Source organism: Paenibacillus violae (genome assembly GCF_032461945.1).
Taxonomy (GTDB): Bacteria; Bacillota; Bacilli; order Paenibacillales; family NBRC-103111; genus Paenibacillus_E; species Paenibacillus_E violae.
Map to the genome: position 1 here is coordinate 182068 of NZ_JAWCUD010000009.1, position 14023 is coordinate 196090.

At 45.8% G+C, this 14023-nt stretch carries 13 protein-coding genes; 8 read left to right on the forward strand and 5 right to left on the reverse strand.

From position 1 onward, the window contains the following. Window positions 1-55 precede the first annotated feature (55 nt). The 5 genes from serS to RQP52_RS23975 form a co-directional block, all read right to left on the reverse strand. Window positions 56-1339: a serine--tRNA ligase gene (gene serS, locus RQP52_RS23955; RefSeq protein WP_315954180.1), complete on the reverse strand. Its 1284-nt coding sequence runs from the start codon at window positions 1337-1339 to the stop codon at window positions 56-58. A 333-nt stretch (window positions 1340-1672) separates the two neighbouring features. Continuing rightward, window positions 1673-2641, reverse strand: a complete 969-nt coding sequence (gene pfkA / locus RQP52_RS23960) for a 6-phosphofructokinase (protein ID WP_315954181.1) — start codon at window positions 2639-2641, stop codon at window positions 1673-1675. A gap of 35 nt (window positions 2642-2676) precedes the next feature. Then, the gene (locus RQP52_RS23965; protein ID WP_394358173.1) at window positions 2677-3783 is read right to left on the reverse strand and encodes a tetraprenyl-beta-curcumene synthase family protein; all 1107 of its coding nucleotides are present in this window, start codon (window positions 3781-3783) and stop codon (window positions 2677-2679) included. Continuing rightward, window positions 3734-4366, reverse strand: a complete 633-nt coding sequence (locus RQP52_RS23970; RefSeq protein ID WP_315954182.1) for a hypothetical protein — start codon at window positions 4364-4366, stop codon at window positions 3734-3736. The genes RQP52_RS23965 and RQP52_RS23970 overlap by 50 nt, the downstream gene beginning before the upstream one ends. 30 nt (window positions 4367-4396) lie before the next feature. Continuing rightward, window positions 4397-4711: a hypothetical protein gene (locus RQP52_RS23975; RefSeq protein ID WP_315954183.1), complete on the reverse strand. Its 315-nt coding sequence runs from the start codon at window positions 4709-4711 to the stop codon at window positions 4397-4399. Window positions 4712-4893: 182 nt separating this feature from the next. Between RQP52_RS23975 and RQP52_RS23980 the strand changes: the two genes are divergently transcribed. The 8 genes from RQP52_RS23980 (at window position 4894) to RQP52_RS24015 (ending at window position 14023) form a co-directional block, all read left to right on the forward strand. After that, window positions 4894-6228 (forward strand): multi antimicrobial extrusion protein MatE, encoded by a 1335-nt coding sequence (locus RQP52_RS23980; RefSeq protein ID WP_315954184.1) that lies wholly within the window; start codon window positions 4894-4896, stop codon window positions 6226-6228. A 22-nt stretch (window positions 6229-6250) separates the two neighbouring features. Beyond that, window positions 6251-7429: an MFS transporter gene (locus RQP52_RS23985; RefSeq protein ID WP_315954185.1), complete on the forward strand. Its 1179-nt coding sequence runs from the start codon at window positions 6251-6253 to the stop codon at window positions 7427-7429. A 25-nt stretch (window positions 7430-7454) separates the two neighbouring features. Then, a complete protein-coding gene (locus tag RQP52_RS23990; protein ID WP_315954323.1) occupies window positions 7455-8147 on the forward strand; it encodes an ABC transporter ATP-binding protein in 693 nt (230 codons plus the stop codon). Next, complete coding sequence (locus tag RQP52_RS23995; RefSeq protein WP_315954186.1) at window positions 8144-9493, forward strand: ABC transporter permease; 1350 nt, start codon at window positions 8144-8146, stop codon at window positions 9491-9493. Before RQP52_RS23990 ends, RQP52_RS23995 begins: the two co-directional genes overlap by 4 nt. 13 nt (window positions 9494-9506) lie before the next feature. Further along, window positions 9507-10610, forward strand: a complete 1104-nt coding sequence (locus RQP52_RS24000) for an efflux RND transporter periplasmic adaptor subunit (RefSeq protein ID WP_315954187.1) — start codon at window positions 9507-9509, stop codon at window positions 10608-10610. An 80-nt stretch (window positions 10611-10690) separates the two neighbouring features. Then, the gene (locus RQP52_RS24005) at window positions 10691-11338 is read left to right on the forward strand and encodes a nitroreductase family protein (RefSeq protein ID WP_157322670.1); all 648 of its coding nucleotides are present in this window, start codon (window positions 10691-10693) and stop codon (window positions 11336-11338) included. A 503-nt stretch (window positions 11339-11841) separates the two neighbouring features. Further along, window positions 11842-12942, forward strand: a complete 1101-nt coding sequence (locus tag RQP52_RS24010; RefSeq protein WP_315954188.1) for an amidohydrolase/deacetylase family metallohydrolase — start codon at window positions 11842-11844, stop codon at window positions 12940-12942. Further along, window positions 12920-14023, forward strand: a complete 1104-nt coding sequence (locus RQP52_RS24015; protein WP_315954189.1) for a DgaE family pyridoxal phosphate-dependent ammonia lyase — start codon at window positions 12920-12922, stop codon at window positions 14021-14023. The genes RQP52_RS24010 and RQP52_RS24015 overlap by 23 nt, the downstream gene beginning before the upstream one ends.

Sequence of the window (14023 nt, forward strand, 5' to 3'; positions counted from 1 at the left end):
TAAACGCACCTTCATCTAACGGAATTGCTTCCGAAAGATAAGGTGCGTTTTATCGTTATTTGGCAGTTATCGCTGCTAAACCTCTCATATAGGGACGAAGAGCCGCAGGAAGATAGATCGAGCCATCCGCTTGTTGATGGTTTTCAAGCAAGGGAATCAGAATCCGTGGTGTGGCTACAGCTGTATTGTTAAGTGTATAGCAGTAGTGCAGTTCGCCATTCTGATCTCGGTAACGCAGTCCACTGCGGCGTGCTTGAAAGTCAAGCAGGCTTGACGACGAGTGCGTCTCGCCATAAGCATTACGGCTCGGCATCCATGTTTCGATATCGTACTGCTTATAATTTTTGGCCCCCATATCACCGGCGCACACGGCAACGATTCGATATGGCAGCTCCAACAGATCCAGTATGTCTTCCGCATTTCTCGTGATCTGCTCCAACATGATATCAGCCATCTCCGGATCATTCTTGCAAACAATGACCTGTTCAACCTTGGCAAATTGATGAACGCGATACAATCCACGCACATCTCTTCCCGCCGAGCCAGCCTCCTTACGGAAGCAATTCGATACCGCTGCCAGCTGAACCGGACCTTCCGAGAGATCTACAATTTCATTCGCATAGTACGAAACAAGCGGTCCTTCGGAAGTACCTGCTAACCATTTGTTCTCATCTTGCAACTCATAGGTCTGATCCTTGCCTGCCGGGAAAAATGCTGCGTTCACCAGCGTTTCTTCACGAACCATTAACGGTACATCCATGACCGTAAAACCACGATCCATTAACAAATCAATAGCCAGCTGTTGAACCGCCCGGTGTAAATACAATCCCATACCTTTGAGGTAATAATTGCGGGTTCCAGCTACTTTTACACCTCTTGGTATATCTAGGATGTCTAGATCTTCCCCGATTTGTAGATGATCACGAGGCTCGAAAGGAAATGATGCAGGCTCTCTTACGATTTTCACGACAACATTGTCTTGATCCGTAGCACCTTCTGGTGTGTCAGGCGAAGCAAGATTCGGCACTGTCAGCATGAGCACTTTGAACCGCTCCTCATAATGCGCAAGTTCCTCTTCGTCCGCTGCCAGGCTTACATTCCAGCTGCGAACCTGCTCCTTCAGCTTATCGGCCTCCGCTTGGTTCTTTTCAGCCATCAACGTTGCAATTTGTGCTGTAGCTCGATTACGCTCTGCTCGAAGCAAATCAACACGATGCTGCATCTGCCTCTTCTTCTCTTCTACTTCGAGAAGCTCTTCCAAGGGACAAGCGATTCCCTTTTGCTTAGCAGCTTCTTTCACCTGATCTTGATTGTTGCGAATCCATTTGATATCCAACATCTTCCGTCACCGCTTCCTTTTCGATTATGAGAAAAAGACAAAGAACGCCCCTGTCCGAATTGGGACGAGGAGCGTTCTGCTCGCGGTGCCACCCAACTTGATGACAGCAATTTCTTGCCATCATCCGCTTGGTTCCGCGATAACGGGCGGTGCCGGTTTACTTAGAGAGAGTCGATGCTTATTCAGTCATCAGCCGTTCCGATCATAAACGTCTCCGAGTTGGATGCTCTTCATAGACATAATGTCGCTTTGTACGTTGTTGGCTATTATAGACGAAGTCAATCCTCAGGTCAATAGGCTCTCTACTTACTCTACTTACTTTGCTTACTGAGCTTATTGGGATAAACGACTTGCCAATTCATACAACTCTTTGTTGAATTCACGCTTAGTATTAACAACTAAATCGATATCCGTAGCGACTAACTCGCCTTTGATAACGCCGCAAGCTTTGGAAGAATCGCCTTCCATCAGTCTGCGAACGGCAAAATCCCCAAGACGGCTTGCCAAGATACGGTCGTTATGCGTTGGTGTTCCACCACGTTGGATGTGACCTAGAACCGTAACACGCGGCTCAATACCGACTACCTCATTGATTTGTTTCGCAACTCCATCGCCAGTGCCTGCTCCTTCAGCGATCAGGATAATACTGTGACGTTTGCCATGAGAGAAGTTCTCTTTCATACGGTTAGCCACTTCGCAGATGTCAACTTCAACCTCTGGAACGATGATGGTTTCCGCACCGCTGGCTAATCCTGCATAAAGTGCAATTTCACCGCAGTGACGGCCCATAACTTCAACAACGGATGAACGCTCGTGGGAGGTCATGGTGTCGCGAAGCTTATTAATCGCATCCACGACGATACTTACCGCTGTATCGAAACCGATCGTAAAGTCTGTAAACGGAATGTCATTGTCGATAGTCCCTGGCAGACCCATCGTTTTGATTCCCAGTTTACTTAGTTTGTTCGCCCCTTGGTAGGACCCGTCCCCACCGATAACAACCAAGCCGTCAATCCCACGTCTACGCAGGTTTTCCGCACCGATTTGTTGGCCTTCCGGAGTCAAAAATTCTTTGCAACGCGCTGTTTGCAGAATCGTTCCGCCACGTTGAATGATATCTCCAACGCTTCTGAGATCCATTTTGCGAATATCATCGTTGATTAAACCATGATAACCACGTTGCACGGCATAAACTTCAAGTCCATGGAACAATGCGCTTCTGACAACCGCACGAACCGCTGCATTCATTCCTTGGGAGTCCCCACCGCTTGTTAAAACTGCAATTGATTTTACTGCTGACATTTCAATTTCCTCCTTCAAATTCTTGTGAATGACATTCATGATGTCGTACGGATATACATGCTATTTAGCCAGAAAAACAACCGGGTTAACGGACTATTTTTCATAAGACGCTTGGATATGTTTTTTACTTGCTGTTGTCCATTCACTTTAGGGTCTGACAAATAGAGCGCGAGCAAACCTTCGATTATCATACGATGAAATCGCGGATGTTCCAAGAACAAAATTTTGCTGCGCGCTTCCTGCACGATAAATGCAATCCTCTCAACCGTGTCCTCCATAGAGCTATAATAGCTGCAGAAGTTCAGATCTCCCCCAAGAACATCTTCTTCCTGATCAATTAAATAATCAAGCAAAATATGCAGCCCACAAACATAAGGAAAATAGGCCTCCCGAATCGCCTCCACCTGCTTGTCATTCAATTGAGTATCGCATGCCGCCAAGAACAACATAAACATCCCTAATGTGGACCCCGTAGCTGCCGCAAATTCATTCCAATCAATCTGGCGATAACGATGATGGTGAAGCTTCCACCACTGTTGAAGCTCTGGTTCTCGCATATCCTTGCGGATATGCTTGTACACTTGCAAATCGCAATATAAAGCAACGAAATCCCGCACCTGATCCGCGACTTGTCCATAAGACGGCAGCAAATCGATACAGGATTGGCACTTCAGAACAAGATCCCTCAGATAATTGCCATCCTCTTTCTCCTGTCTATACGCGTAATAATCATGCAGAGGTTTGGAAGGATCTACGGCATCAAGCATCGATTGATGCAATTGTCGGAAATCTTGAGGATCTAAAGAAGTGCTGCGATCGCATAAATTATCTAGATAATCGCTGATCGTCTGAAATGCAACGATAAGCGGTATAAGTACATGGCGCATCGACAAATTGGCAGCCGCATAGACGGCGCCGCCCTGACAATGAAACTTCTTCGTTGCTATGCTGGCTAAAGCTTGCGTACGCAGTTCAGTATCTGGAATGTTCTCCGCTTTTGTTTTCCAAATGGAAAGCTGTTCGCCTACATCCGGTAAAATGTACCGATATACCCTGAGCATTAACCGGAGCGGACCTTGCGGAACCTTCGTACTACTTTTGTCCAATTGCTTCAAGCAGACTTCCTCCACAACTTTGTTCATAGCAATACTGCAGTAGCAGTTGCATTTCATAACGTTGGATATGTCTCAGCCAACTATCGACTGTTGAATTTTGAACCAGGGATACCTGAAGTTCTACCACGTCAATAAAAACACAGGGGTTCCATACAGGAGAAGTAATCAGCACTTCCAGCTTCTGGCGCAACGCCTCATTGTCTAGATCCGCCAAGTCTTTCACACTCAAATACTCTCTTACACAGGCAATTAAATTTGAAAAAATAGGATGATGACCGACGTCATTAAACCAATATTTCGCATTGCTATAATCGCCTTCCATCCGGTGCATAAGAGCATGCCAATAGCTGCCTGTAGCATTTGTAATTTCCTGGGCAATATCGTGTGACTTGTCGAGACTTTCGTTCAGTAAATAAAGACCCGCTTTGATAGCCAAGCCATACATCTCTTGCTCCGGATTCCCTTGGCTCATAGTAGCAGGTAACATCGCTTCAATGTTCGCATCCATGGCTAAATCCCATTCTTCAATTGGATATAAGGCAGGTAGATGCTCCAAGAGCGGCTTCGCAATAGCTTCCAGCCAGTCTGCACCATCTTTATTGCTATGCATGCCAGTCACTCTCCCTTTCATTAGACGAACTTAATGGTGGGTCTTCGCTTCCAAATCCTGATTAATCCGGAACCAAAGGTGAAGATCATTTATAATCGATGCCAAATCAGCAATTTCGGAATTCAAACGACAGGAAGTTATAAAATCATCTTCTTGATCCAACTGGTTTTGTTTATGAATAATGACGCTTTCCAGCTTCATGATTCGATCGGGGATGACTCCTCGAATTTGTTCCCATTGAAACAGGATTTCAACTCGCACTTCAGAGGGGTAAGAATCCCAATCTTGTTCTAATGCTGGCGTCTCGATACCAAGTCTGGCATCGTATTGAAAATAGCAGCTCATTCTTCTGAATTACCTCCTTGCAGTAAAAACATGCTGCGATAGTTCAAGAAACATTCTACCTTTAAATGTATCACTTCAAACCTTGGGTTTCCAGTTAAAATTGTATGTCAACAATATTTCATTTTCTGATATACTTAAATAACGTTTTTAGAAGGGACAAATTGGTTAGGAGAGATACAGAAATGACCGCTTCAACTATGAAAAGAACGATCTCATGGAATCAGCTTATCTCCTTTTTTCTCCCCCTCGGTCTTTCCGCAACGTTAGTTACTCTCTCCCACGTTATCATTAACAGCACACTTGCCCGGGCTGATAATCCCGAGTTGGTCATTGCCAGCTATGCGCTGCCACTAAGTTTGTTAGGCATTACCGAGAGACCAGCTGTTCTGCTAAGACAAGCTTGTTCCGCCCTCGTCAGGGACCGCGTCTCATTCCGAGCCATGGCAGCTGTTAGCTCTTATGTATTTGCTTGTATCATCCTTCTTGGTCTCATTATATGCTACACGCCGGTTGGAGAGTGGGTATTTCTTTACTTCTTTGGCGTCGAACGCGAGCTATTGGACTCAACGATCAGTGTTTATCGTATCTTAATGTTCGTTAGCATTTTTTCCGGACTGCGATGCTTATTTCATGGCATTATTATTTTTAATATGCGGACCAAATGGTTAACCATTGGGATGGGTGTACGAATTGTCGCTATGTATTTATTATCGTTGTATTTTATTACAACTAATAATGTCACTAGCGGGCGAGTTGGCGCTATTATTTTTCTTATGGGCATGGTCATAGAAGCTTTAGTAGCCATCTGGGAAGGCACCAGCTTGCTAAAAAAAGTGATTCCTGAAAAGGTGCCCGGCCATCCCGTTGAAACCAAGAAACAAATTTTCAGCTTCTATAAGCCGCTCTTGTATTCATCTGTCATCGCCGTCATCATCGGACCCTCAATTAATGCGGTCTTAGGCAAAACAACGCACATCCACCTTGCTATATCTTCTTTTGCGATTGCCGGCTCTTTGACACAGCTGGTTTTAAGTTTTTTCTCTTATATTCATCAAATCGTGTTAAACTTCTACCGCAAAGATGCAAAATCCGTGCTGCGGTTCGTGCTTGTTCTTAGCTTTATTCCCGGAGCTCTTATCGCTATTCTTGCTTATACACCTCTTGGTCCTTGGTTTATGTCCCATGTGATGGGTGTTAATGCTGAACTAATGCGAGCCAGCTTGCATGCTATGCGTATCTTTATGATTATGACATTAGTATTCCCTTGGCTGGATTATATGAACGGAATTATTATGCTCCGAGGGCAAACGAAAATTATGGTTTTCTCGCAATCGGCAAATGCTACGATCACGGTCTTAACCCTTTTCATCTCCATTTCGACAGTACCCGACTGGAATGGAATGATTGGCGCATTAGCACAATCTGTTGGCACACTGGCCGAGTTGCTGGTCGTGGTTTACGTGCTCAAACGCACAGCCGAAGAACCGCAGCCCACCCTATCTCCAAAAAATTTGTAGCGAAAACGAGTGATAACCATCTATGAGTACGTCTAATCTTATAAAGTCACAACATCGCCTGCTCCGATTGTTCACGTTCTCCTTTTTTATGACAATGGGCATCGTCGTCACTTTTTTCCCCCTGTACTTTGATTACAAAGGATATTCCAAGCTTCAAATTGGATTGCTTTATGCCATTGGGCCGCTGATTGGAATCGCAACAAATTTATTGTGGGGTTTCTTGAGCGACCGTTTTCAAACCGTCAAAAAAATCATGATTATTCTGATCATCGGTCAACTCATCACGGCCATTTTAGTGTTTACAGCGGGATCGTTTTCCCTATTGTACGTTTGTTTAGCGATGTTTTTCTTCTTTCAGCAGCCGGTTAATTCGCTCAATGACAGCCAACTCATGTTGAGCATCCGGGCAAGTGGCAAAAGCTACGCCTCTTTTCGTGTGTGGGGCTCCATCGGTTTCGCTGTGTCCGCCGGAGGCTTTGGTTTGCTGCTTAGACATTACGGGACTGGCCTTACGCCAATTCTGTGTCTGTTCACCATTACATGCACGTTAATCCTTGTTTTCTTCTTAAAGGACGCGCGTCAAAGCGGCAAAAAAATGGCTTTAGGTGGCATGCTGAGCATTCTGCGTTCAAAGAAGTTTGTCTGGTTCTTAACCTTGATCATCATTATGTCAGTCTCTCACCGTTTTAATGATGGCTTCCTGGCCCTCTATATGCGGCAGCTCGGCGCCCCTGACTCTGTGATCGGTTACGCCTGGATGGCTTCTGCACTAAGTGAAATCCCCATGTTCTTCTTTCTAAGCAAGCATGGGCACCGCTTCAAAGAATTGCCGCTTCTGGCCTTTGCGGGAATTATTTACGCCCTGCGCTTTTTCATCATGGGCTCAATCCATAATCCGGTTTGGATCATCGGTGTTCAATTGCTGCATAGCTTAACATTCGGTGTATTCCTCATAACGGCCAATCGTTATTTGAGCCAAATAATCCCCGATGAATACCGCTCGTCCGGACAAGCGATTTTTGCTGTGGCTTGGTCAAGCATCGCTGGATTAATCAGCGGCACGTTGGGCGGCTGGATCTATGACGCTGTGGGGGGGAGCACGGTTTACGTCATTGCCGGCTGTTTATCCATCGTGGCAGCAATCGGTTTCCTTGCTACGCATCTATTCCAAAACGATGAGCGTTTGCCGGGCAGCAGATAGTTTTTTTATTGAAGGGAATGATTACGTGTTAGCCATTGAACGGTTATCTCACAGTTTCCGCACTGGGCAAGAGGATACACCCGTTCTGCATGAACTAAGTTTCCGGGTAGAGCAAGGCGAAATGGTCGCTTTGCTCGGGAGCTCAGGCTCCGGGAAATCAACACTGCTAAATTTGATGGCGGGCTTAATGAAGCCCACCCGAGGAAGTATTAGCATCGCAGGACAGGCCATTGAGAAAATGAGCGAAAACCGCTTGGCGGAATTTCGAAGGACGCATATCGGCTTCATTTTCCAATCTTATGAATTAATAGCACATTTAACCGTACGCGAAAACGTTGAGCTGCCCCTCGTCTTTCAAAGTGTAGCCGCCTCAGAACGCAAACAACGAGCCATGGCGCTTCTGCAACAAGTGGGTATCGGTGATAAATCGGATTTATTTCCTTCACAGTTATCCGGCGGACAGCAGCAGCGTGTCAGTATCGCTCGCTCCCTCATTACGAAACCTGCCATCGTTTTTGCTGACGAACCTACTGGTAATTTAGATACAAAGACGGAAGCCGAGATCATTGATTTACTCATTGATTTAAATGAGAATTCGGGCATCACCTTCGTGATCGTTACTCACGAACACGAAGTAGCGCGCCGTACGCGGCGGATATTACAGCTTCGCGACGGATACTTGCTGGAAGGAAATGAGCAGGATGGTGAAGCCGGATGAAGCTAAAAGATTACATTCGTCTTGGCTGGGACCAACTGCAGCGGCGCAAAGTCGTCACAGCATTATGTACCGTAGGTATCGCCATCGGTTCGGCTTCCATTATGGTGGCGCTCGGCTTCGGAGAATCCATTCAACATTACAGCCAGAAACAAATGAGCTTTTATCTCAAAACAGATGAAATTACAATTACAGATCAAAACAATGACCCGAACAGCCCGCCTAAACTAACAACGAGCAAGCTCGAACTCATTCGTACTTTTCCACACGTTAAATCCGTTGCTAGTTTTCAAGACTTAGGACAATTCAACTTCACAGTTGATGATGGCAAACAAAGCTACCTTCATCTGATTGCGACTGAGCTGAGCGCGTTGGAAGATTTCGATTCCAAATTTGGACAAGGCGGAGCTACGAATCAAGACAATCACATTGTGCTCAATTATGGGGCAACCCTCGGTGTTATGGACTCCAAGACGATAGAGACCAGAAATAAGCTGATGCAGCAAAATCCGACCAAGGAGCAGGCTGAAACTTACCGTCAAATGGGCGCGATTCCATATCCACTATATCAAAAGCAATTGCTGCTCAAAGCAAATAATTTCGAAGAGCAAACTGGAGGAAATTCGGGTACAAGTTTGGCTGAACCAAGGGAAGTGACACTGCGTGTTACTGGCGTCCTGAAAAAACCGGAAGGTCTGCCGGACTCCATGCTGCAAGGGAACAAAACGGCTTACGTATCCCCGCAAACCGGCCAGAAAATTTTGGAGGCTCTGAACAAGTCGGCCCAAAACGGTCGCGTTCAATATTCGGAAGTGAAAGTGAAAATTGACAATAGCGTCAACGTCAAGCAAGTGGATGAGTGGATAAAGAAACTTCAGCTCAACACGCAAACCAATTTATACCAAGAGGATCGGATGAAAGGCGAATTCGTTATTGTCCGATTGCTTCTCACGGGTGTCGGTCTTTTCGTGCTGTTCGTAGCTTCGATTTCCATTGTAGTTGCTATGACGATGTCCACGCATCAACGCCGGAGACAGATTGGCATTATGAAAGTACTGGGTGCAAATTTAAAACAAATCCGCAACATGTTTATTGTGGAATCATCGTTATTAGGCATGTTAGGCGGCCTTGTAGGTATAATGCTTTCCTATTGGGTTATATGGGGAATCAATCTCATCATTATCCGATTCGGATCTAATTCCGGAGAGCCCGCTGAAATTTTATTCATTTCCTTTTGGATTCTTCCAGTCGGCATGTTTTTCGCTGTGATGACCGGCGTTCTTTCAGGGTTATATCCCGCTATTAAAGCATCGCGCACGGACGCGTTGACAGCTATTAAACGAGAATAGGAGTTTGCCTAGCATGAGGAAAAAGAAAACATGGATGCTGCTAATCACAGCGCTCTTGATCATCGGGATTAGCAGCTTTTTATACATATCCAGCCATCCCAACGCCATGAAGAGAGCAAATACGGACAACACCGCCTCTCCCAACGCACTGCAATTTAAAGTAACCAAAGAGGACCTGGTCAACAGTGTTGAAGTAAAAGGAAAATCGTCCTACGAGAAGGAAACACGTGTCTATGCGCCTTTTGGCGGCGAAATTAAAGCATGGCAGATTGCTGACGGGGCTCAAGTTAAAAAGGGACAGCTGCTGTTCGAACTTGACGCCACGCCGCTAAAAAGTGAAATCGCAACCCTGCAATCCAATTTGAAAAAGCAGAAGCTCGAGGCTGATCTTGCGAACTTCAAAGCAGCTGGACCGGAAGGAGAAACAACCAGCACTCCGGCTGGCGCTGTAAGTGAGGATGATTCCCGGTCACGATTTGCTGCTTCCGAAGGACGCAGAATTCAAGAGCAGTTAAATCAAGTAAATGATGAATCCATTCAATTGCAGCTGGCAAAAAAGCAAGAGAAGGTGGAGCAGGCAGCTTTTGTTTCACCTGAGGACGGCATCTTTTTATTTGAGGATTCCGCCAAAATCCCCAAGTCTGTCGAGGAAAGCGTAAGAATCGGTAAAATCGTGGATTTGACGAAATTGCAGCTCGTTTGTACCGTTGGCGAGTTTGACGTTTTCCGGATTAAGCCAGGGATGTCCGTCCAAGTCAAAGTTGAAACCCTGAAACAGAAAAAGCTGCAAGGCAAGGTTGAGAAGGTTTCCAAATTTGCAAAAACAGGCACCGATCAAGGTTCGGCTTCCGCGCAATTTGAGGTAACCATTTCGCTTGAACCGGATGAGCAGCTTATCGCAGGACTCAGTCTTTCCGGGACAATTGAGACAGAGAAAAAAAGTGGCACAACGGTCGTTCCCACGCTTGCCGTGATGCATGAGAAAGATATCTACTACGTCATGTTGCAGACCCCGCAAGGCACAGAACGCCGTGAAATTGAGATCGGGTTGGAAACACCTGAAAAAACGGAGGTCCTCAAGGGGCTCCAAGAGGGAGATACGGTTGTGCTGCAGTGACAACTGTTTTATACTAGACTCTTAGGACCAAGTAATAATGATGACGAAAATGATGCAGCAAAGGCAGGTAATTGTTTTATATGAATTATGAAGATTTTAAATCTATTGTGTTAGAGCGCCGCAGCGTTCGGAATTTTACAGAGCAGGAAGTCGCGACCGAAGATATTCGTGAAATTATCGACTGTGCCCGCTATGCGCCAAGCGATACGAACTCCCAGACGTGGAAGTTTATTGCGATACGAAATACGGAAAAGATTAAACATATCGAACAATTAACTTGGGATCAGCTCCATCTCAGGGCGTCTGAAGCCGAGCAGAAAGGTCTTTCCCGAGAAGCACGTCTTCTTGTGAAGTCGTTCGGACCTTATGCTACCGCGTTTTCCAACGCTCCCGTGCTGATCATTTGCTTAGCAACACCTTACGAGTCAAAGTTCCGTGAGAGGATTTTTGATCCGATTGAACTTGTTGAGGATGCGGTATGGGCGGAAGAAGGCATTAAGAGCTCCTGCTTAGCCTCGCAGAATCTGATGCTTGCCGCGCACGCTAGAGGTCTCGCGACTTGTCCGATGACTGGCCCAGTTTTGCTGGCCCAAGATCAAATTCGCGAATATCTGAACATTCCGGAAGAATGTCAGATCAATATGGTCATTTCCCTTGGTCATCCGAAGGATCGCCCGGGCAAATTGGCCCGCAAAGAAATTGATGATATTCTTCAAATCATCGACTAAGATGAGGAGCTGCCGCTATTCGCGGACAGCTTCTTTTTCTTATGCTCGGGTTTAAATCGCGGCTATGCGAGTACACGAGCGGTTAGTTGATAGTGGCACATGGTGAACGGATGAACCGGAACTACGGTCCGCTATTCGAACCATTTTGGAGTAAATACACCCATTTGTGAGCAAATAAAGCCCTACAGTTCCGGCTAATCCGGGGATACCTCCATTTCAGCTCAAATAGCGTCCTGTCGTTCTCTTACTATAAGAAATCCAGATTTGTAAGCGCAATCAACAACTGACTTCTTGTAATCCTTCTCTCCCAAATCAACATGCCAAAATTACCACCACAAACATTATAACGTTATATTTACTTAAATAAATCGATGTGCTATTCTAACATTATAACGTTATATTCAATTATACAATTTACAACCTTCTCCTACATATTAGGAGAACTTAGAAGGAAGACTTAGTGAAAGCGTTCATAATTCGAGTTATGGAAAAAGGTGACAGGCATGCTGGAGCGTTTCGTCCTACACAATGTTAAGCAAGTAAACGGAGAATTTCTGGATATTGTAATTGAAGACGGAAAAATTGCGGAATTGACGGGTCCCGGACAAGGACAAGGAAAACAGATCGTTGATTATTCAGGAGCCTATGTTTCAAGCGGCTGGATTGACATGCACGTTCATGCCTTTCCTGCCTTTGATCCCTATGGCGATGAAATCGATGAAATCGGCATCAAGCAAGGTGTCACAACGATTGTTGACGCCGGAAGCTGCGGAGCAGACCGCATCGCCGAACTAGCGGCAAGCAGACAAAACGCGCTAACGAACTTGTTTGCTTTTTTGAACATTTCGCACATCGGGTTACAAAGGATCGACGAATTATCCGATATGACTTGGATTAACCAAGAGAAGGTTGTTGAAGCAGTCAAGGACTATGGGGACTTTATCGTCGGTTTAAAGGCAAGAATTAGCAAAAGCGTTGTTCGCGATTCCGGCATTGAGCCCTTGCGTGCTGCACGAACACTTTCCCTAGCGACCGGTCTTCCTTTGATGGTCCATATCGGTTCTGGACCGCCGAGTATTGAAGAAGTTGTTTCGCTTTTGGAAAAGAAAGATATCATTACCCATTATTTGAATGGGAAGGCTAATAATCTTTTTGATGACAACGGCAAACCCCTGCAGGTACTTACGCAAGCGATTGAAAGAGGCGTTCATCTGGATGTTGGCCACGGTACAGCTAGCTTTTCATTCAAAGTCGCCGAAGCCGCGAAAAAGCATCACATCGGTTTGGACACGATCTCAACGGATATTTATCGTGGGAATCGTTTGAAAGGACCTGTTTTTAGTATGTCCAATGTGCTTACGAAATTTTTGTATCTAGGCTATTCACTGGAGGAAGTCATTGCTGCGGTGACTACGCATGCTGCAAATTGGCTGAACAAACCGGAGCTTGGTCGGATTCAAGTTGGAGATACAGCAAATCTCACCTTGTTCACCGTTCAGAATGATATGATTCAGCTCACTGACTCTGAAGGAGACCAACGTACGGCAGATCAAACAATTCAATCTAAAGGAGTAGTTGTGAATGGCGCTCTCATTAAATGCTAAATACGGTCTTAAACGTGTCATCAATGCCAGTGGACGCATGAGTATTCTCGGGGTATCCGCTCCGACCGACACTGTTATGGAAGCCATGAAACATGGCGGACAAAGTTACGTTGAAATTGCAGATCTTGTTGATAAAGCCGGCGATTATATCGCCAAAATTCTTGGCTCCGAAGCGGCTGTTGTCGTCAACTCGGCATCCAGCGGCATCGCGCTTTCCGTAGCAGCCATAGTGACCCGGGGGAACCGCCGTGCAAGCGAGCGGCTGCATCAGGACCCTATTGCCAAACGTGATATTATCATTCTCAAGGGTCACAACGTACAATACGGCGCTCCTGTTGAAACCATGGTTTACCTTGGTGGCGGCAGACTCGTCGAAGTTGGCTATGCCAATGAAGGCAAAGCGGAGCATATTGAAGACGCGATTAACGAAAATACGGCCGCTATTCTTTATGTGAAATCCCATCATGCGGTCCAAAAAAACATGATTTCCGTTGAAGAAGCATGGGATATTGCACAGCGCAATAACGTACCGCTCATCGTAGATGCGGCTGCGGAAGAAGATATTCAAAAGTATGTGAAATACTCCGATTTAGCGATTTACAGCGGTTCCAAAGCCATTGAAGGTCCTACTTCAGGTATTGTCGGCGGCAAACGCACCTATATTGAGTGGCTTAAAGTTCAACTGCACGGCATAGGCCGGAGCATGAAAGTCGGCAAGGAAACTTCCTTCGGCTTGCTTCAAGCACTTGATGAGTATGGGGTTAAAGAAGACAAAAGCGAGCAAGAAAAAGCAGCTTTACAAGTGCTAATGCCGCTCAGCGAATTAAAAGGAATTAAAGTGACGATTGTTCAAGACGAAGCAGGCCGTGCCATTTTCCGCGGACGCATTCAAATTGATCCGGAGCAAGCCGGAACGACAGCGAAAGAAGTCGTTAATGGGCTTCGCGAGGGCGAAATCGCCATCTATACACGTGATTATGGCGTGAGACAAGGCTATTTTGATATCGATCCACGTCCGCTTCAAGGCGATGACATTGAGGTTATCGCTGCTCAAATACGCAAACTAGCAGGAGGTCAATAA

What these genes read in the sequence shown, in the direction of transcription:
- serS (WP_315954180.1), bottom strand. Translation starts at nt 1,339, where the DNA reads ATGTTGGATATCAAATGGATTCGCAACAATCAAGATCAGGTGAAAGAA.
- pfkA (WP_315954181.1), bottom strand. Translation starts at nt 2,641, where the DNA reads ATGTCAGCAGTAAAATCAATTGCAGTTTTAACAAGCGGTGGGGACTCC.
- RQP52_RS23965 (WP_394358173.1), bottom strand. Translation starts at nt 3,783, where the DNA reads ATGAACAAAGTTGTGGAGGAAGTCTGCTTGAAGCAATTGGACAAAAGT.
- RQP52_RS23970 (WP_315954182.1), bottom strand. Translation starts at nt 4,366, where the DNA reads ATGCATAGCAATAAAGATGGTGCAGACTGGCTGGAAGCTATTGCGAAG.
- RQP52_RS23975 (WP_315954183.1), bottom strand. Translation starts at nt 4,711, where the DNA reads ATGAGCTGCTATTTTCAATACGATGCCAGACTTGGTATCGAGACGCCA.
- RQP52_RS23980 (WP_315954184.1), top strand. Translation starts at nt 4,894, where the DNA reads ATGACCGCTTCAACTATGAAAAGAACGATCTCATGGAATCAGCTTATC.
- RQP52_RS23985 (WP_315954185.1), top strand. Translation starts at nt 6,251, where the DNA reads ATGAGTACGTCTAATCTTATAAAGTCACAACATCGCCTGCTCCGATTG.
- RQP52_RS23995 (WP_315954186.1), top strand. Translation starts at nt 8,144, where the DNA reads ATGAAGCTAAAAGATTACATTCGTCTTGGCTGGGACCAACTGCAGCGG.
- RQP52_RS24000 (WP_315954187.1), top strand. Translation starts at nt 9,507, where the DNA reads ATGAGGAAAAAGAAAACATGGATGCTGCTAATCACAGCGCTCTTGATC.
- RQP52_RS24005 (WP_157322670.1), top strand. Translation starts at nt 10,691, where the DNA reads ATGAATTATGAAGATTTTAAATCTATTGTGTTAGAGCGCCGCAGCGTT.
- RQP52_RS24010 (WP_315954188.1), top strand. Translation starts at nt 11,842, where the DNA reads ATGCTGGAGCGTTTCGTCCTACACAATGTTAAGCAAGTAAACGGAGAA.
- RQP52_RS24015 (WP_315954189.1), top strand. Translation starts at nt 12,920, where the DNA reads ATGGCGCTCTCATTAAATGCTAAATACGGTCTTAAACGTGTCATCAAT.